General features: G+C 65.3%; 8 protein-coding genes. 6 read left to right on the top strand and 2 right to left on the bottom strand.

Translation table 11 applies throughout. The features are described 5' to 3' along the window. Nucleotides 1–199 precede the first annotated feature (199 nt). On the top strand, nucleotides 200–13,048 hold the full coding sequence (locus tag BX591_RS01500; protein WP_111928980.1) for a filamentous haemagglutinin family protein: 12,849 nt from the start codon (nucleotides 200–202) through the stop codon (nucleotides 13,046–13,048). Nucleotides 13,049–13,331: 283 nt separating this feature from the next. Here the strand turns inward: BX591_RS01500 and BX591_RS01495 are convergent, their stop codons facing one another. After that, nucleotides 13,332–14,663 (bottom strand): substrate-binding domain-containing protein, encoded by a 1,332-nt coding sequence (locus BX591_RS01495; RefSeq protein WP_111928979.1) that lies wholly within the window; start codon nucleotides 14,661–14,663, stop codon nucleotides 13,332–13,334. 405 nt (nucleotides 14,664–15,068) lie between these two features. Here BX591_RS01495 and gspF point away from each other — a divergent pair, with 405 nt between their 5' ends. The 5 genes from gspF (at nucleotide 15,069) to BX591_RS01470 (ending at nucleotide 19,398) form a co-directional block, all read left to right on the top strand. Then, complete coding sequence (gspF, locus tag BX591_RS01490; RefSeq protein ID WP_111928978.1) at nucleotides 15,069–16,286, top strand: type II secretion system inner membrane protein GspF; 1,218 nt, start codon at nucleotides 15,069–15,071, stop codon at nucleotides 16,284–16,286. A 92-nt stretch (nucleotides 16,287–16,378) separates the two neighbouring features. Continuing rightward, nucleotides 16,379–16,903 (top strand): type II secretion system minor pseudopilin GspH, encoded by a 525-nt coding sequence (gspH, locus tag BX591_RS01485; protein WP_111928977.1) that lies wholly within the window; start codon nucleotides 16,379–16,381, stop codon nucleotides 16,901–16,903. Between the two features lie 174 nt (nucleotides 16,904–17,077). After that, a complete protein-coding gene (locus BX591_RS01480; RefSeq protein ID WP_111928976.1) occupies nucleotides 17,078–17,827 on the top strand; it encodes a secretin and TonB N-terminal domain-containing protein in 750 nt (249 codons plus the stop codon). A 6-nt stretch (nucleotides 17,828–17,833) separates the two neighbouring features. Next, a complete protein-coding gene (locus BX591_RS01475) occupies nucleotides 17,834–18,385 on the top strand; it encodes an RNA polymerase sigma factor (protein WP_111928975.1) in 552 nt (183 codons plus the stop codon). Between the two features lie 11 nt (nucleotides 18,386–18,396). Then, nucleotides 18,397–19,398 (top strand): FecR family protein, encoded by a 1,002-nt coding sequence (locus BX591_RS01470; RefSeq protein ID WP_111928974.1) that lies wholly within the window; start codon nucleotides 18,397–18,399, stop codon nucleotides 19,396–19,398. A 211-nt stretch (nucleotides 19,399–19,609) separates the two neighbouring features. Here the strand turns inward: BX591_RS01470 and BX591_RS01465 are convergent, their stop codons facing one another. After that, nucleotides 19,610–20,455, bottom strand: coding sequence for a hypothetical protein (locus tag BX591_RS01465; protein WP_111928973.1), 846 nt, complete (start codon nucleotides 20,453–20,455; stop codon nucleotides 19,610–19,612). Between the last annotated feature and the right edge of the window lie 141 nt (nucleotides 20,456–20,596).

Here is a 20,596-nt window from a genome sequence, read left to right as displayed (position 1 = left end):
GCAACATCGCTGCCACGCGCGGCCCGTATTTTCGATGGATTCAGGCTGTTCGACGCGGGGTCGGCGAACGGTCGAAGGATCGAAGCATCGAGGATTCAAGGATTCGGGGATTCCGGTAATCGACATTCGCGGCTTCGCGAGGGCGCCAGAGTCGGCGCACGCGGCGGGGTCGTCAACTTCTAAGGTTTCGGGGTGGAGAATGGCAGCACGCGCGCGCGCAGTACGACAACAACACCAGTATCGTTCGCAGACTGTCCTCATCGCCGACGTGCGGCCGCTGCGCCGCGCCGTCGCGCTGATCCTGGCGGCGGGTTTTACGACCCAGGCGCATGCCGCGGGCATCGTCAATCTGGGGCAGGCAACCGCGCGTAACGCGGGCGGCGGCGCAGGCGGCTACGGCGGCGCGGGCGTGCCGAATCTCGGCGTGTCGCCGCAGCAGGCGCTGCAGGCAAGTCAACCGTCGATTCGCAACCTCGGCCACGCGGCGCAGGCGATCGCCGCGCAGATCGCCGCGCAAAGCGCGGCCGCGGCGGCCGCGACGGCGACGGCGTCGAACGTGCCGAACGGCTTGACGCCCGGCGGCTTGCAGGTGGCGCCGGGCATCACCTTCGTGAACAACGGCAAGGGCGCGCTGATCAGCCAGAACACGGATACCACCAATCCGCTGCTGTGGATCAACGCGAACGGGCCGCAGCAAACCGTGGACAGCAGCGGCCACGTCAACGTGAACGTGACGCAGACCGGCCAGAACGCGATCCTGACCTGGCAAACGATGAACGTCGGCAAGCAGACCACGCTCAACTTCGATCAGTCGGGCGGCAAGCAGACGAACGGCGCGAACAACTGGGCCGTGTTCAACCGGATCGTCGATCCGAGCGGCGCGCCGAGTCAGATTCTCGGCAACATCAATGCGCAGGGCGCGGTGTATGTGATCAACCGCAACGGGATTCTGTTCGGCGCGGGGTCGCAGGTGAATGTGCATGCGCTGGTGGCGTCGTCGCTCGATCTGCTGAACATGAACGACTACAACCAGACGCTCGTGCATCAGGTGCCGATGGTGACCGACAGCACGCTCGCGCAGGACGCCGCGGGCATCGTCGCGAGCAACCGGCAGTTTTTGAGCCTGCCGGCGGGCACCACGGGCGGTCTGGCCTACCCGGAGTCGGGCAACTCGACGACGGGCGGCGTGGTGGGTCACACGGGCGTGCCCAACGAGGTGTTGGGGCTGGGCAATCAGATCCAGCTCAGTTCGCCGAGCCAGTATCAGGGCTGGGGCGACGTGACGATTGCGCCTGGCGCGTCGATTACGACCCATACCAACGGCAATGTGAGCGACGGCGGCTTCGTGATGATCGCCGCGCCCAATGTGAACAACGGCGGCAAGATCACGGCCGACGGGGGGCAGGTGGTGCTGGCGGCCGGCGTCGGCTTGAGCCTTCTGCCCAATGTGGGCGTCACGACCAACCCGCAAGTCCTGCTTCCGGAATTGAGCGGTCAAATCGTCATGACGGACCCGAGCGGCAAGACGATCGATCTGACGCCGGCCGGCACGTTGACGAATACCGGCATCGTTCAGGCCGCGCGCGGCAACGTGAACCTGCTCGGCAGCAACGTGCAGCAGAACGGTGTGGTGGGCGTGACCACCAGCGTCAATACGCCGGGCGCGATCACGATCTCGACGGTCGACGAGTACCAGTCGAACAATCCGGCGGGCGCGGGCTACCTGGGCCGCGGACAGTTCACGGCCGGCGCGGGCGTTGCCAGCGGCGCGGGCCGTGCCGGCCTGCTGAGTTTCGGTCCGGAATCGGTGACGGCGGTGATGCCGGATGCCAACGGCCAGACCGCCACGTCGACGCCGGGCACGGTCTTCACCGCCGGCAACATCGCCATGACGGCGGGCTCCGTGTGGTTTCAGGGCGGCTCGCTGATCGAGGCGCCGGGTTCGAGCGTGTCCGTCAACGCGCTGACCCAGTCGGTGGTCGGCTATGCCACGCCGTTCGGTCAAACCGCGGTGCCGGGTCGTATCTACCTGGACAGCGGCGCGACGATCGACGTCTCCGGTCTGGCGAACGTCGAGCTGCCCATCTCAAGCATCCTGCTCACCATCGACCGGATCGGCCAGAACGAACTGGCCGATTCGGCGCTGCTGCGCGACGGCTTTCTGTTCGGTCAGAAGGGCGTGGTGGTCGACAGTACGCTCACGGGTACGCGCAGCGATGGCTTGCAATGGGTCGGCAGTCCGATCCTGAATCTGTCCGGCTATGTGAACAACATGCCGCGCACGGTCGACCAGTTGCTCACCAACGGCGGCACCATCAAGCTATCGGGCAACGAGGTGATGACGGCAGCGGGTTCGTCGATGAATCTGAACGGCGGCTACGTTCACTACGACGGCGGCATGGTCGACACCACGCGTCTGGTCGACGCGAACGGCGCGATCGTGCCGATCGGTCAGGCGAGTCCGTTCGATACGTTCGTAGGCATCGCCGGCCAGTTCACGGAGAGCCACCCCCGCTGGGGTGTGACGAAAACCTGGTACAACCCGTTGCAGACCGGCGGGACGTATCAGCCGGAGTTCATCGTGGGCGGCAACGCCGGGACGCTGGACCTGTTCGCGTCGCAGTCGATGGTGCTCGACGGCGATATCACCGCGCAGGCGTTCGGCGGTTCGAAGCAAACCCAGGGTAACGATCTGCCGACCGGCGGTACATTCAATCTCGGGGTCGACCCGAAGTTGCAGAGCGCGGGCGCGATCATCAACCTGACGCAGAGCGGCAATCTTGGCCCGCCCTCGGGCGAATTCAACCTGGTGATCCTGCAGAACGCCGCACCGAGGCTCGACGATCTGGCGCCGGGATTTTCGTTCGATACGCCGCTGAATACCAGCGCGCTGAATGCACAGTCGGCCACCGACCCAAACAACGTGCTCGCGACCATCGTGGTGCCGGTCGATACGTTGAACGCAGGAGGCTTTGCGAACGTCGACCTCACGGCCGACAAGAGCAACGGCAAAGGCTTTCTGGTACCGGACGGAACGAAGTTGACACTCCAGCCGGGCGGCTCGCTCAAGCTCAACGGTTCGACTTCCAGCGGCGCGACGGTGGCGGGCCAGTTGATCGTGCCGTCGGGCACCGTCTCCATCACCGCCGGCAGCAGCATCACGGTCGGCCCCGATGCGTTGATCAGCGTGGCCGGCCAGTGGGTCAACAACGACGTGCAGGCCGCGCCGGGGACGACGCCGGGCAACAGCCAGTTCATCAATGGCGGCAGCATCGCGCTGTCGACGACTAGCTATAGCACGACCGCCAACGGGACGGTGACCGACAGGACCGGCTCGATCGTGCTGCAGCCGGGTAGCGTGCTCGACGTGTCCGGTGGCGCGCAGATGCAGGCCAACGGCACGTTGCTGATGAGCAATGGCGTCGCAGCCGGCAAAGGCGGCAGTCTGTCCCTGCTCACCTATAACGCGAACGGTCATCCGTTCGGCGACGTGACGGATGGCGGTTTCGCTCTTCCCACGAATCAGCCGGTGGCGGGGCAAATCCAGATGGACGGCACGATTCGCAGTGCCGGTTTTGCGGGCGGCGGCACGTTGACGCTGCAGGCGCTGGGGTTCCAGATCGGCGGCGATCCGGCGCAAGCGCCGGCCTGGGACCTGGTGCTGCCGACCGGTTTTTTTGCCACTCAAGGGTTCGGCAATTACGTGCTGAACGCTTTCTACGACGCGACCGTGGCGCCGGGCGCCATGGTCCGGTTAACCCAGCAGAACCTGGTCCCGGACGCGGTCGCATTGCAGCGCGCCGTCAGCGGCGCCAATCTGTCGGCCGCGGGGCTGACCACGCCGGGATCGCTCGACCCGTACCACCGCCAGGCGACCAGCCTCACGATGACCGCGGGCGGTTACGCGGACTGGAACCGGCCCGATTCGACCGGTGTCGCCCAGGTACCGGTCTACCCCGGCGTGACGGGCGGCGTGAGTGTGGGGCAAGGTGCGTCGGTGGTCGGCGATGCCGGGGCGAGCATCGGGCTCGGCTCACCCGCGCAGGTGACCGTGCTCGGCTCGCTGATCGCGCCGGGCGGTTCGATCACGCTGAGCGGCGACTCGACCCCGGCCAACTTTGCACTGCCGGGACAATACGCGGGCACTTCTTCGTTCACGAGTCCCACCCAATCCGTCTGGTTGGGATCCAACGCCGTGCTCGATGTCTCCGGCATCGCGCTGACCAACCCGCTGGCCTCGCCCGTGAAGAACGGCTTGACGACGATGACGCCGAACACCGGTCGCGTGCTCGCGGGCGGTAGCGTGACGATCTCCGACGACTCCGGCTACGTGGTGGCGCAGGCCGGTTCGAAGATCGACGTGTCGGGCACATCGGCCAGCTTCGACCAGTTGCAGGCAAACGGTACATACGCGTCGCAGCCGGTGTGGAGCAATGCCGGCACGATTACGTTCGGGGCATCCAGCGGGCTGTTCTTCGACGGTACGCTCAACGCGAGGCCTGGCGCCGCTCAGGCCGCCGGCGGCACGCTGACGATCGTGCCGGAGCAGAATGCATCGGCCAGTGTGTACGTAGGCGACGGCACGACGGGATCGCTGATCGGCGCGACCGCGCTGATCGTGCGCCAGGACGGACAATTCGTCCCCCAAGGCCTCGCGCCGGGACAGCGTTTTGCCACGGCCATCGATCCGACCACCGGGCAGGCGCTCGGGACGCCAAACGGGGTGATCCAGTTCGCCGCCGACCGTCTGAACGGATCGGGGATGGCGAATCTCGTGCTGGGTGCCGCGAATAACGCCGCGCCGGTCACGGTGGCGTTTGCCGGCGACGTCAACCTGACGCTGCCGGGTTCGGTCTCGGTGAGCGCGGGGCGGATCGCGGCCATCGGTATGGATCAGTTGTCCACGCTGCTGTCGACGCCCGCCGTTCAACCCACGAAGGACAACCTGTCTCCCACGCCGTTGCTGACGACGCTGCTCGGCGAGGCGCCGCAGAATCCGCTCGGCACCACGGTGACGATCGATGCGCCCTACGTCGCGCTGGTCGGCCCGAAGCTCGCGAGCAATCCGGTCGCATTCAAGCCGGTTGCGACGCTATCGAACGGCACGTTGAACGTGAACGCGTCGTTCATCGATCTGGAGAACCAGTTACAGCTGAACAACTTCGGCCAGGCCAACTTCACGAGCAGCGGCGACATTCGCCTGAGTTCGACCAACGCCGCGCAGACCGCCAACCAGGGGCTCCTCGCGGGCGAGCTCTACACGCCCGGCAACCTGACGTTCAAGGCGGCGGACCTGTATCCGTCGACCGCCAGCACGTTCATTGTCGATGCGATCGGGCCTACGGACCCGGGCACGGGCAAACCGGCGCCGACCACCGTCACGTTCGCCTCGAACGGCACGTCGGGCGTGCCGCTGTCGGCCGGCGGCACATTGCTGGTGGATGCGTCGAACATCGTGCAGGGCGGCACGGTGCGCGCGCCGTCGGGCACGCTGGTGTTCGGCGTGGGCGACCCCACCAATGTCGCGACGCAAACCCAGTTCAACAGCAAGACGCTCGTCGCGACGGACTCGGTCACGTTCGCGAACGGCAGCGTGACGTCGGTATCGAACGGTAACAGCGTGATCCCTTATGGCACGACCGTCGACGGTACGGAGTGGCGATTCAACCCGGTAGCCGGCAGCACGACGCCCGATCTGAATGCGCCGCCGTCGAAGTTCGTCGGCGTGAACGGCAGCAGCATTGCGTTGAACAAGGGCGCGACGATCGACCTGTCCGGCGGCGGCGATCTTCAGGCTGCCGAATGGATTCCGGGCACCGGCGGCACGCGCGACGTGCTGTCGCAATACAACGTCAGCTACGCAAGCAATCCGACCGGCGTGGCGGTTCCCGTCAACGTGGGCGCGGCGAATGTGTACGCGATCCTGCCGGGCGCGCAGTCGCCGGTGTCCGCTTACGACCCGACCTTCGCGCAAACGCTGCAGCCGTCGACCAATGGGAACGGCACCACAAGCACCGTCACGGCGAGTCTCGGGGTCGGCCAGGCCGGCATGGGCAGCGCGATCGGGCAGTCGGTCTATCTGTCCGGCGTGCCGGGGTTGTCGCCGGGCTATTACACGTTGTTGCCGGGTAAATACGCGACGGTGCCCGGCGCCTACCGGGTCACGGTGGCGAGCGCCGCCGGCAACCTGACACCCGGCTCCAGCAACGTGCTGGCCGACGGCACGGTGATGACCGCCGGCTACTTCGGCAATGCCGTTACCGGGAGCCGCAGCGCGAGCCCGACGCTCTTCGACGTGCAGTCGGGACCGGTGTGGCAGCAGTACTCGCAATACACGCTGACGAGCGCCAATACCTTTTTCCCGACGCTAGCGGCCGGCAAGGGCAACGTGGCGCCGCCGCTGCCGGTCGACGGCGGTCAACTGGCGCTGGCCGCGACGCACGCGCTGACGCTCGGCGCGACGCTCAACACCGCGCCCGGCCAGGGCGGTGCGCCGGCGGAAGTCGACATTGCCTCGCGGGACATTCAGATCACCGGCAACGGCAGTCCCGCCTTGTCGGGTTATCTGCAGATCAGCGCGACCGATCTCGACTCGCTGAACGCGGGCAGCCTGCTGATCGGCGGCACACGTACCGCGACGACCAGCGGCATCACGATCAACCCGATCGCCGATAGCGTGGTGGTTTCCAACAATTCGGGCAGCGCACTGAGCGGCCCGGAAATTCTGCTGGTCACGAAGACGGACCCGACCGGTATCGATCCGGACGCGGCCAACGGCCTGCGCGTCGACGCGGGCAGCGCGATCACCGCGAGCGGCAGCTATCCGGCCGCGAAAGATCAGCCGATCGCGATCGCGGGCGATGGCTCGCTGCTACGTGTATCGAACGGCGCGATGACGACGGTGACGCGCACCGGCGCGACCGGCACCGGCCTGCTGACGGTCGGCGCAAACGCGACGCTCACGGGTGGCCAGGCGCTGACGCTCGATTCGTCGGGCAACCTCAAGGTCGACCCGAGCGCGACGCTGTCGGCGAAAGCCATCACGGTGGATGGTTCGGCGATCACGTTCACGAACCAGGCCGGCGCCGCTGCCGCGAATCTGCCGGGGTTCGTGCTCGATTCCGCCGGACTCGCGCAACTCGCGAACGCACAGCAGGTGATCTTGCGCAGCGCGGGCGCGATCAATTTCGTCGGCAATGTCGACGCGACGTTCGGCAACAGCGTGGACCTGAGCGCGGGCACGTTCGCGAGCGACGGCGGCAACGTCGTACTCAACGGGCAGCAGATCGCGTTCACGAACGAGGCCGGTGCGCCGACGCCGGCCGCGACAGCGGGCAGCGGCACGCTCACGGTCAACGCGAAGGAAATCGACTTCGGCACGGGCGACAAGATCGTCAGCGGCTTCGGCGCGGCGACGATGAATGCGCAGGCCGGTATCGTCGGGCAGAACACCGGTACGTTCGATTTCGGCGCGGTGCCGCTCACGCTCAACGCGCCGGTGTATCTGGCGGATACGAGCTCCGCGTCGACGCTGAAGACGAGCGGGGCGCTGACGCTGAATAACGCAACGGGTACGGCGTTGACGCGTTCGGCGGTTGGCGGCGCGTGGCATCTCATTGGCGGCGCGATTGCGGACAACGGCGCGACGATCGCCGCCGCCGCGGGCAACGTCAGCCTCGAAGCGACGAGCGGCAACCTGACGATCGGCACGGGCTCGACGGTGAGCGCGGCGGGCGTGGCGAAACAGTTTTTCGATGTCGCCGCCTATGCGCCGGCGGGCAACCTCACGCTGACCGCCGACACGGGCACGGTCGACGTGCAGGCGGGTTCGACGCTGGACTTCGCGGGCGCGTCGGGCGGCGGTGCAGCGGGTACATTGACGCTGGCGGCGCCGCAGCAGTCGGTGAATCTGAGCGGCACGATCAAGGGCGGCGCGTCGAGCGGTTACGCGGGCGGCTCGCTGTCGCTGAATACGGGCGGCGCGGTGGACCTGGATGCGCTCGCCGCGACGCTCGCGTCGAGCGGTGTCAACAACGCCATCTCGATCCGGACGAACTCGGGCAATCTGACGTTGGCGGCCGGGCACACCTTGACGTCAGGTTCGGTTGCGCTGACGGCTGACGGCGGCGCGGGCAACGCGACCGATGCGGCAAACGGCAATGTGAACATATTCGGCACCATCGACGCATCGGGCAAGGCCGGCGGCGAGATCGATCTGTACGGCCATAGCGGTGTCGATCTCGAGGGCACGCTGCTCGCGCGCGGCACCGATCCGAACCAGCGTGGCGGCAAGGTGGTGATCGGCACGAACGGCGTGTTCGATCCGAACCGGGTGAATCCGTATAACGCCACCTATGGCTACGAGAATATCGACCCGACGCGAGCCGGTGTGATCAGGCTCGGCGGCGGCGCACTGATCGACGTATCGGGTGGCACGGCCGGCGGGCTGTCGAATGGCACGGTCAGTTTCCGCGCGCCTTTGCTGTCCGATGGGACGGTCAATCTGGCGCTGCCGGCCGGCGGATTCAATGCGGGCAAGGGTATCGTGGGGTCCCGCGCGACGACGCTCGAAGCCTACGCCGTATGGAGCACCACCGACACGACGACGGGCGCTCAGCACTTCGACGGCGTTATCGATCCGGCAGGCTGGTACGACAGCCTGGGCCATCTGGTCGCAGGCACGTTCACCGCGCAAGGCACGGGCGGCACCACGTTCAGCTTTACGCCCGACGCGAATGGCGACGGCGGCGGCACCGTGACGAACGGTACGACGGGCGTGTCGACGGCGCTCACCCCAACGCAATTGCGCAACGGCGACGCGGCGATCGGCTTCGGCGGCCTGTCGAGCATGTATTTCTCGACGACCGGCCCGAACACGGACCATCAGACTTTCTATGGGTACCAGCATGGCGACGCGGTGACTGCCACGGCGGGCACGCTGATGGGTTTCGTGCAGCACGGACTGGATACGTTGACGAATCCATTGATCGCGGCCGGCGTCACCAGCAGCATCGTGCCGGGCATCGAACTGGACAACCCGAGTCCGTCCATCAATCACGGCGATATCCAGGTGCTGTCGAACTGGAACTTGGGCGCCGGTACGTCGGCGACGGATCTGGCGTATCGGTTCGACGGCCAGGCGCCGGTCATCACGCTGCGCGCGGAAAATCGCGTCAAGGTGAAGGCAAGTCTGTCGGACGGTTTTTTCCAGATCGCTAATCCGCTCGGCGGTGGCGGCACGATTGCGGTGCCGCCGCTGTCGACCTATGACGCGGCGCATTCCATTTTTTCGACACCGTCGGGCGCGATTGCGCAGTACGGGTATGGGTTGAACTATTGGGCGATGACCGGACTGGCCTCCGCTCCCGGACACCCGACGGGGGGAACGGCCGATGAGATCGCGGAATACTACGCGCTGTACTCCGCTTACGCGGACTATCTGACGGCGCCGGCAACCGCGCTTATCGCGGCACTCCCCAATCTGAATCCGCTTAGCGACGCGGCCGATGTCATCAGCACCTACCGTGGTTATTCGCCGCAGCAAGGCCAGCCGCTCGCTCCGATAGCGCCGGCGGCGTCGGAGCAGGCTACCAATCCTGCTTCTTACCTGATCTATCTGAATCAATATCAGACTTATCTTTTAGCGCTGGCGAATTTCATTGCACAGCATCCAGCCACTGCTGCCCATGCGGATACGGTCCAGGCGCCGGACATACAACCTGTCACCAGGATCGCGACATCGACGATCAATGTTCCTGGCGTGTCCGACAACACGCCGTCGCCGACCGCTGCCGCGGACAATCCGCTTCCGCTGCTATCGGCCTCGCTGGCGGGCCGCGCCAGCAGTTCGTTCCGCGTGGTGGCGGGCGCCAATGCCGCGAGTTCGGATCCGCTTGCCGTGCGCCCCACGTCGCAGGTCGGCAGCTCGCCGAATGCAGGGAGCGTCGTCTTCGACGGTTATACGAGCTATCTCGACGGCAACAATCAACTGGTGCTCGCGCCGACCATGATACGCACCGGGATCGGCGCGATCGACGTCGCCGCCGCGGGCAACATCGCGCTGTACGACGCGAAATCGGTATCGGCATCGACGAACAGCCCGCCTGGGTTGCTGGTACCCGGCGTCATCTACACGGCGGGTGCGCCGGCGGCCGACGCACCGACGGAAGGCTCCACGATCTCGATCGTTCACGCGGGAGCGGGAAACCAGGACATCTTTGTTACGCCGACCGTCAATCCGGATTCCGCCGGCGACATCACGCTACATGCGCAGGGCAATATTGTCGGTGCGGAGAACCTGGCGGATACGACCGGAGCCGTTACGGGTAAGGTCGGCGCCAACCTCAGTCAGTTCTGGTGGCAATGGATGGAGGTCGGCAACCCGATCGGCACGGTAGGCGCGACTAACCCGGCTACGCAGATCGTTCAGACCTCGATCAATTTCGGTGCGTTCGATCAGGGCGTAATGAGCGTGGGCGGAAACATCGCGGTGAAGGCGGGGGGCAGCGTGATCGACCTGTCGGCATCGCTGCCGACCACCTGGTGGCTAAGCAACGCCAATACCGACAATCCGACGGTCAATACGGTAGGTGGCGGCAATCTGACGGTGAACGCGGGGGCCGATATTCTGAGCGGCGCCTATTTCGTCGCGAAGGGTGCCGGGGCGATTAGCGCAGGCGGTCGGATTGCCGCGGATTCCAGCGGTTCATCCGGGCTCCAGGGCGCGACGCCCGTGGAGGTATCGACTTTGCTGGCGTTGCAGGACGGCGTGCTGAACGTGACCGCGCGGCAGGGCGCGGACATTGGGCAGATCGTGGATCCTTCCTACATGCAAAGTTCGGCGTTGTTGAACGCTTACAAGTTGCACGCGGACGCGCAAGGGTATTCGGCCACGTCGCAAGTCAGCGTGACCTCGACAACCGGAGATGTGGCGATCGGAACCGTGCCCAATCTCGCGTTTATCGGAGGCAGCGCGGATGCAAACAGTATCGCCGGTCAGAACGACATGTCGTTCGTGTTGCCTGCAACCTTGAACCTGACCGCATTTACCGGCGGTATCCGGGTGGCGTCCAGTGGCGAACTCTACCCGTCGGCCAGCGGGAATCTGAATCTGCTGGCGGATCAAACGATCTCGATTGCGGGCGGCGTGGCCCCGAACGCAGCGGGAGGAGCGGCTGTGTTCGGCATGCTGGATCTCGATCCGGCATCGATGCCCTCGCCGACGAACCCCTATCTCGACGTGCCCATGGCGACTGCGACCACGCGGGCTGCGCATGCCGCAAATGCATTGCACGCGGACGACACCACGCCGGCACGGATCTATAGCCTGAACGGCAGCATCGTGAATGGCGTGCCGGGTACGACGGGGGGCGCAGCCGGCTTCTACAATGGGCTGGTAACACTGTCCATCGACAAACCGGCACTGATTCAAGCTGCACAGGACATCGTCAACCTGGCGTTCCAGGGGCAGAATCTGCGCGAGTCGGACATCACCCGCATCGTGGCGGGCCGTGACATCTACGACACCAGCTATCAAACGCTTGGCGCCACGGCGGTGCCCGCATTGACCCTTGGCGGCCCGGGCACGCTGGACGTCGAAGCAGGCAGAAACATCGGTCCGCTGACCACGGCGTCTCAGGCTGGCAGTGTGGGTTCGACTTTCGGGTCGGGGATCGAAGCGGTCGGCAACGCGAACAATCCCAACCTGCCGCACGAGAGCGCGAACATCAACGTGCTGTTCGGCGTCGGACCCGGTGTCGACCTGTCTACTTTCGTCTCGACCTATATCGCCCCTGGCAGTTCGGTCGCCGGGGTGTCCAGCGCGACACCGGCGCTGATCGCGTTCATGCAGCAGTACGATGCGGGCCTTGGCGTCGACACGGGTCTGCAGGTCGACAAGGATGCTGCGCAAAAGAGCGTAGGCACGCTGTCCGCGAGCGTGGCATGGAAGCAGTTTCAGGCGTTGCCGTCGTACGTGCAGCAGCTTTTCGCCGAGCAGGTGCTGTTCAGCGTGTTGACCCAGGTCGGCACCGACTACAACACCGCCTCCAGCCCCTACTACCAGAAATACGCGCGCGGCTACGAGGCCATCAACACGCTGTTCCCGGCGTCGTTCGGCTACACGGCGAACAACCTGGGCGGTGGCGGCAACGGCGCGAACAAGACGATCAGCACCGGCAACCTCGACATTCGCAGCACGACCATTCAGACGCAACAGGGCGGCAACGTCTCCATCCTCGGGCCTGGTGGTCAGGCGCTGGTAGGCAGTACGACGGCGCCGCCCGAGGTGGTCGACAGTAACGGCAAGGTCATAGCCGGTCCCGGGTCGATGGGCATCCTGACGCTCGAGCAGGGCAATATCGACATCTTCACCGACCAGAGTGTGCTGCTCGCGCAGAGCCGTATCTTTACGGAGCAGGGCGGCGACCTGACGATCTGGAGTTCGAACGGCGACATCAACGCGGGCAAGGGCGCGAAGTCGTCCGCCGATACGCCGGCGCCGCAATACCTGTGCGACGCCAACCATTACTGCACGGTGGATGCGCGTGGCGAAGTGACAGGGGCCGGGATCGCGACCTTGCAGTCGGTGCCGGGCTCGCCGACGGGCAACGCGAATCTGATCGCGCCGCGCGGCACGGTGGATGCGGGCGACGCGGGCATTCGCGTGTCGGGCAACCTGAACGTGGCGGCATTGCATGTGGCGAACGCCGACAACATTCAGGTGCAAGGGACGTCGCTGGGCGTGCCGGTTGGGCAGGCCGTGAATACGGGCGCGCTGAGCGCCGCGAGTTCGGCGGCGTCGGCGGCGAGCCAGTTGGCGCAGGACCTTGTGAAAAGTAATGCGTCGGGCGTAGGCCAGCGGCGCTGGACGATTTCCGTCCAGGTGGAAGGCTTCGGCGACGCGACGGACGACGGCCGCAAGCGCAAGCGGGAGCAGGTTGGGTACGACTCGTCCAGCGCGGTGTCGATCGTGGGTTTCGGGCAGGTGGGGCCGACTCAGCAAGCCGTGCTTAGTGCGCAGGAACGGGAGCGGTTGGGGAAAATATAGAAACCGGCAAGATGGCGCGCTGACGGAGGTTCGTTGGCGTGCTGCTGGTTTGACAGGGCCAAAAGTTGGGCACGGGGATGGCGGCGATTGCCGCCATTTTCATTTTGGGGGCTGCGCTTCGCGTGCCGACGGTGGCGCGACGAGCGAGGCGGTCGAGCGTGAGTGGCGATGAGCGGCGACGACGACCGGGGTCGCGATGCGCGGCATAAAAAATCCGCGCCCCCGGCAAATCGGGGACGCGGATTTTAAAGTGCTTCTGCAGCAATCAGCCTGCGAGCGGAACTTAACGACCCGTGACCGAGCCCGTGCAAACGCTCGTGTTGCCGATGTCCAGATTCCAGCCCGCCGCGTTGCTCAAAAACTCGTTCGAGATCGCTGTCTGATAGCCGGACGGAACCGTATCGAAGCCGTTGCCGCGAACTACCGCTGCGAACGTGGTGTTCGTGAAGTGATCATTCAGGAAGTCGTGCACGGCCGTCTTGACTGCCGGATCGGCATAGCACTGGCTCAGAATGATCTGGCTCGTGCCCGACACCGGATAGCCCGAAGCCGGGTTGGCGAGCAGCAGGTAGGAGGCGTTGCCGGCGATCGGTACCCAGTTCGCCGGGTTCGATGCGGCCAGTTTGCTGGCGGGCGGCGTTACCGTGCCCAGCGCCGTCGTCGCGTTGGCCGACGTCGGTGCGTAGTACGTGCTGTTCTTCGTGTTGTAGAGGCTCGCGACCTGAAGCTGCGACGAAGCCGACGAGCTCGACGGTGCGAGGAACGTATTCGTGTAGTCCGGGCTCAGGTAAGCCACGGCAGCCGGCGAACCCGACGAACTCTGGATGGCCAGCAACGCGGTCTTCACGCCGCCGCTACCCGTTGCGGAAACGAAGTTTGCCGGCACGCCGCTCGGGAAAGCGGTCGTGTTGGCGAACGTCAGCGAGTCGACGAACGTCACGCCAGCCGCCGTGTTGGCGCTCGTGCAGACGGCGGCGAGGTGGCGCGTCAGCAGTTCGCTCGTGCCGCTGCTGTCAGCACGGTAGACAACCTTGATCGGGCTGCTGACGGAACTGTACGCTGCGCCGGTTTCGGGATTGATAACCGCATTCCAGTCCGCGATCTTGCCCGAGAAAATACCGCACAGGTCGTTGTCGTTCAGCGCGATGCTGTGCGCCTGGCCCGGCGTCGTTTGCGGCGTCGCCGTGCTCGTCACGGCGGGTGCGTTGACCAGCGGAATGGTGATCGGCGTGACGATGTACGGAATCTGGATCAGCGGGCCGCTAGCCGTGCCGACGGTGCTGCTCTTGTAGCTCGTGATCTGTGCGGTGCTCAGCGCTGCGTCACTGTTCGCGAAGTCGACCGTGCCCGTCACGCCCGTGCCGAAGAACGTCGGCTGGTTGCCGAGGAATGCGTTCTGACCGGCGCCCGAGCCGACCGAGTAATACGTGAACGAAGCTTCGGTGGTGCCGAACAGACCGATTTCGGTGTTGGCCACGCCGATTGCACCGATCGTCGGTGCCACGAGCGACGAACCGCCGCCTTGCACGACGGGCACCGCCATTGCAGCCGATGCACCCACGCCCGACAGGACGAGAGCCAGAATTTGACAGATCTTGCGCTTGCTGGATTTCATGAGATTTCCTTGCACGAAGAAAAAGAGAGGGGCTGCCGATACGGCCTGACTATGTGATTGGCCGCGCAGCTACTTTAGGATGAACGTCGTGCTTATCTCGTGAATTTTTAATAACGAATGGTACGGAACATTTCGGCCTCCTTGATGGAAGCCAATACCCGTATGAAGAGAAGACGTGTAGGCGTTTTATGTGCGAAATGGATATCTCTGAATATGGGATTGCATGGACAGCGCAATTCCATTTCGCAATATTTAAAACCACCCACACCGCCGCAATAACAGAAACGCAAAAAAAGTTAGCCCACCATTCGTCACAATTCTGATCCGATTCGCTGCTTACTCTTTGCCGGAGCATCGCTTGAAGAGCGCCTGAAGAAGTGCTGCGCGCAACCGGAGGAGAGTGTCATGTCGGCATTTCGCTATGAGGCCATCAACCTGGCGGGTAAGACGTTGAAGGGCGTACTCGAAGCGGACAGCGCGCGTGCCGGGCGCACGCAGTTGCGCGGTCTGGGGCTCACGCCGCTAGTCGTCGAGCTGGCCACGTCGCGGCTGCAAGGCGAGCGCAGCCGTCGGCTCGGCGTGGGGCGCAAGCTGTCGCAACGCGAGCAGGCCATCCTCACGCGGCAACTGGCGAGTCTTCTGATCGCGGGTCTGCCGCTCGACGAAACGCTCTCGGTACTGAGCGAACAGGCCGAACGCGATTACATCCGCGAACTGATGGCGTCGATTCGCGGCGAAGTGATCGGCGGGCATTCGTTTGCGAATGCGCTGGAGCAGCATCCACGCGATTTTCCGGACATCTATCGCGCGCTGGTCGCCGCGGGTGAACACACCGGCAAGCTCGGTGCCGTGCTCTCGCGTCTCGCGGACTACATCGAGCAAAGCAATGCGCTCAAGCAGAAGATCCTGCTCGCGTTCACCTATCCGGCCGTCGTCACGTTCATCGCGTTCGGGATCGTCACGTTTCTGCTGAGCTACGTGGTGCCGCAAGTGGCGAACGTGTTCACCAGCACGAAGCAGGCGCTGCCGTTTCTGACGGTGGCGATGCTCGCGCTGTCGGACTACGTGCGGCATTGGTGGTGGGCGACCCTCATCGCGGTCGGCGTGCTCGTGTGGATCGTGCGCGGGGTGCTCGCGCGGCCGGGACCGCGTCTATCGTTCGACCGTTGGCTGCTCACCGCGCCGCTCGCAGGAAGGATCGTGCGTGGCTACAACACGGTGCGTTTCGCCAGCACGCTGGGCATTCTCACGGCAGCCGGCGTACCGATTCTGCGAGCGTTGCAGGCAGCCGGCGAAACGCTCGGCAATCGCGCGATGCTCGCCAGCATCCAGGACGCGATCGTGCGCGTGCGCGAGGGCACGTCGCTGTCGCGTGCCCTCGGCAATACGAAAACGTTTCCGCCGGTGCTGGTGCACCTGATCCGCTCGGGCGAAGCGACCGGTGACGTGACCACGATGCTCGACCGCGCCTCCGACGGCGAGTCGCGCGAACTCGAACGGCGCACGATGTTCCTGACCAGCCTGCTCGAACCGCTGCTGATTCTCGCGATGGGTGGCGTCGTGCTGGTGATCGTGCTGGCGGTGATGATGCCGATCATCGAGTTGAACAACATGGTGCAGTGAGGGGGCGAATGCGAACCGGAACAGAAGGCGGGCGCACTGCGCTATCGGTCTTTCGCGAAGCCCGCTCATTGTTTGACATGAGCGCGGAGACGATGAAGCAAGGCAAACCGCGTTCCGCGCTACCTGTCGCAAGACGGCTCGCGTGCCTGAATGGTCAAAAGCAACACGGCTTCACGTTGCTCGAAATGATGGTGGTGCTGTTGATCGTCGGCCTGCTGGTCGCGGTCGTCGCGCTGGCGCCCGCGCGCAACCGTCGCACCGAGCTCGCCGAAGAAGCGCAGCGCCTCGCGAGCCTGCTCGAATCCGCCGGCGACGAAGCGCAGGTCCGCTCGACGCCGATGGCCTGGCAACCCATCGCCGGCGGCTACAGGTTCTATCGGCGCACCGACGACGGCGCGTGGCAACCCGTCGCGGACGAGCTGTTCAGCCCGCATCGCTGGTCGACCGACGTGACCGGCGTGTCGGTCCGCTACACCGGCAGCAACGAACCGGTATCGCGCGTCGTGTTCGGCGACGAAAGCATCGGCGTACCGGTGACGATCACGCTCTCATCGGCGGGCGTGCGATTACTCGTAGTCGGCACGGGCATCGGCAACTTCGTCGTGCGACGCCCCTGAAATCGCCGGGTCCAGCTCCGGACCCGCACGCATAGGACGTCGATACAAACCGCACCCTTATGCGGATTCACCTAAGTGTCACAGTGATTCCCTACGATGCGATGTTCGCTTGCTTCGGGGCGGCTCTGGGCCGCTGCGCCGTAGTCCTGTGCAAAACATTTCCGGCATTGATAGATGACACGTTCACGGGCGCCGACCGGGGGCCTGGCGTTGACGGCATGTCTGCTGTTGCTGGCGTTCGTCATGCATTGCGCCAGGGCCCAGAACGCGGCAGAGGCGGGCCGTGCGGCGGATCGCGCGGCGCATTTCGAGTTGCCTGCCCAGCCGCTCGCGCAGGCCTTGCAGGCGTTCGCACGGACCACCGAGCTGATCGTGCTGGCGCCCGCGCCGCTGCTCGACGGTCATACGAGCGCGCCGGTCCAGGGCGATTATCCACCGCGTGAAGCGCTTGAGAGGGTGCTAGCGGGAACCGGATTGAAGGCGGAGTTCACCGGCACGGACGAGGCGATCATCGTCGCGCAGCCTGCCGCGCCCGAGGTGCCGCCCGTTGCGGCAGGGACGCCGGCGAACCCGGCGTTGCCGGTCGACGGGCTGGGCGACGACGCCGACGCGCAAGCGTACGCCGCGCAGTTGCAGGCGCGCATGACCCAGGTCCTGTGCGCGCTGCCCGCGGCCATGCCGGGCGGCTACCGGCTGGCGGCACAGTTGCGTATCGACGATAAGGGGGCAGTGGTGGCGGTGAATATGGTCGCTTCAAGTGGACAGGCTTCGCGTGACGCGGCCATCGTGCGCGCGCTGCGCTCGCTGAGGCTCGATTCGCCGCCGCCGGGCAGCTTGCCCGAGCCCGTCACGATTCTGCTGCGGCCCATCGGCAACGGTGTGCATCTGCATTGCCCAACGACAACAACAGACGGTCGGAACTAGGCGCTTATGCCGGACACGAGCCGCACCCAACTCAAACAGATCCTGGCCACGCGCTACGCGTACCTCGTCAGGCGGCTGGAGCGCATCACGGGATCGAAGGAAGGGGCGACCGACGCATTGCACGAAACCTGGCTGCGTCTGGACAAGGCCAATGTGTCCACCCAGGTCGCCAATGCCGATGCGTATATTCTCGGCATGGCGAGCAACGTCGCGATCGACCAGCATCGCCACGAGCGCCGGCATGCCCATGAAGACGACGTCGACGTGCTGCTCGCCGTGCCCGACGAACTGGCCGATCCCGAGCGGATCCTGACCGCGCGCCGCAAGGTCGATAGCCTGAAAGACGTGTTGCGCGGTCTGACGCCCCGGCGCCGGGCTATCCTGCTGGCCGCGCGGGTGGATGGCCAGTTGAATCGCGAAATTGCCGAACGTTTCGGGATTTCCCTGAGGCTGGTAGAGAGTGAATTGAGCGCGGCAATGAAGTATTGTCTCCAGCGTATGCAGGAAGCCGGCGACCCGTACACGGATTCACGCAGCAGTGGGCCACGTAAATTTTGAACATCCCGACGATGAGGAAAGCTGAGGCCGTTACCGCGGACCACGCCCTGGAGGAAGCCCAGGCGTGGCTCGTGCGCCTGCGCTCGGGCAGCATGAGCCGTGCCGAAACGGAGTCCTTCCAGCGCTGGAGCGCCGAGCATCCGCAGACCGCGGCGTTGCTGCGCGATACGTGGAATCTGCTGCGTACGGCCGCCGCCGAGCTGGCCGACGAAAGCCCGGCCGCCGCTAACGACGAATGGCTGGCCGAAGCGCGCCACGACAGGAAGATGCGCACCGGCCGTCGCGCGTTCGTTGGCTTCGCGGTGGCGGCGGGGGCGTCGTGGCTCGCGTTGCGTCCGCCCATGGCGCTGTGGCCGTCGCTCACCGACCTCGCCGCCGACTATCGCACCGGCACCGGCGAACAGCGTAGCGTGGTGCTGTCGGATCGCGTCGTGGTCGAGATGAATACGCAGACGCGGCTCGACGTGCTGCCGGTCCAGGCTGCCACGCGCGGCATCGATCTGCTGGCGGGCGAGGCGGAGATCGACGCGAAGGCGTCGACGGCGCTGGGCGATGCGTTGTTGCGGCAGGTGATCGTCGTCGCCGGGAAGGGGCGCATGCAGGCCGTCACCGCGCGCTTCAATGTGCGTCGCGGCGGCGGCTCGGTCTGCGTGACCTGTCTGTCGGGCTCACTCGCGCTCGACCATCCCGGCGCGCGGCTCACGCTGCGCGCCAACGACCAGGTGGTCTACGACGACCGCAAGGTCGAGCCGGTGTCGCGTGTCGATCCGAGCGGCTTCGTAGCATGGCGGCGTGGCGTGCTGGTGTTTAACGGTGTGCCGCTCGCCGAGGTCGTCGACGAAATCAATCGCTACCGCCCGGGAAAAATCATTCTCAGAAACCCGGCACTGGGGCAGAACCGGATGCAGGCGCAATTTCCGATTACGCGGCTCGACGACGTGATCGATCTGCTTGGGCGCTTGTACGGGGCGCGTATCACGCGCTTGCCGGGGAATCTCGTTCTGTTGAGCTGAACTGCGTCGTAGAAGCGGGCCATTGCGCCCGCTTCATGCGTTCCAGATATATTCGTTTCTCATGGCTCGCTTTTTTACGCCACGCGGGCATCGGCACGCGCGTGCGCATGGCCGCCTTTCACCGCCGCATAAAAATAAAATCTGCGGGTTAGGGCGGCTCGCTTCGACCTAGTTTAAGAAGGCCGCAGTTTCCGGCATCCAGCCACGGCGCTCACGACGCTGCCGCGTCGCCGTGGCCGTCGGCGCGCGCGTTGGCGCTTGCTCGCGCGGCATCCCAACTGGCATCGAGGGGATCGGCAACGTGGCGATAAGGCTCGAGCAGAAACGGGCAACGCTCGACGAACGAGGCGGATTTTTGCAAGGCCACGATATGGTTGACCATCCATTGCAGCAGATCGCCACCCTGCCGAATCTGCTCGGCGTGCCACGGCGGCATCGTGGCGAACAGTGCGGCAAAGCGATCCCAACGGGAGTCGCGGTCGCTCGTTGCGGGGCGGATATAGGTGTTCAGGCAGATGTCGTTGCTGTCGTTCAAGGCGCCGACGAACAGACCCGCGGCCGTCGGTACGCCGACCTGCCGCCAGTTGCCCGCGAGCGCGAGCGGACGGATCACGCGGGCCAGCACGAACGCGGCGCTGGTTTCCGTTTCGATCTCCGCGAGCGACGCGACGCCGTTGCGCTGCATACAGCGCGCGACGGCATGCGGGCGTATCGTGCTCGACGCAAAACTGCGCAATACCAGATCCGGCACACTCAATTGCAGCTGGAATTCACGCAGTCCGTGTTCGGCGCTCATGGTCGAGAAGTTGACGAACAGGCCCTCGGTTGCGCCGAGCGTGCCGACGTAGGGTTCGAGTCCGAGCCGCGCGAGTTTCGGTGCGATCTGGCGTTCCAGCAGCCGGAGCAGATTGCGCCGGTTGCGCAGGCCCGTGAAGTGGTCGAGGCTGGTCGTGACGACGTCGCTAATCTCCCAGCGGCGTTCTTCGGCGAACAGGCGCGGGGACCGGTTCAGATCGTATCTGGCTCGGCCGTGCGCGACGCGCGGGTCGACAAACATGGCGGGTCCTCGTGGATGCCGTTCGGGGAACTGACGCGAAGTTGCGCCTGTCGGCCCCTTTCTCGTCACATTCGATGGTCCGACGTCGGAAAAAGTTCGTCAAGCGGTTCAGCGAGAGCGGTGCCGATGGCGCGTGAGTGG

This window comes from Paraburkholderia bryophila (assembly GCF_003269035.1).
GTDB classification, from domain to species: domain Bacteria; phylum Pseudomonadota; class Gammaproteobacteria; order Burkholderiales; family Burkholderiaceae; genus Paraburkholderia; species Paraburkholderia bryophila.
This window is presented reverse-complemented; position numbering and strand designations above follow the sequence as displayed.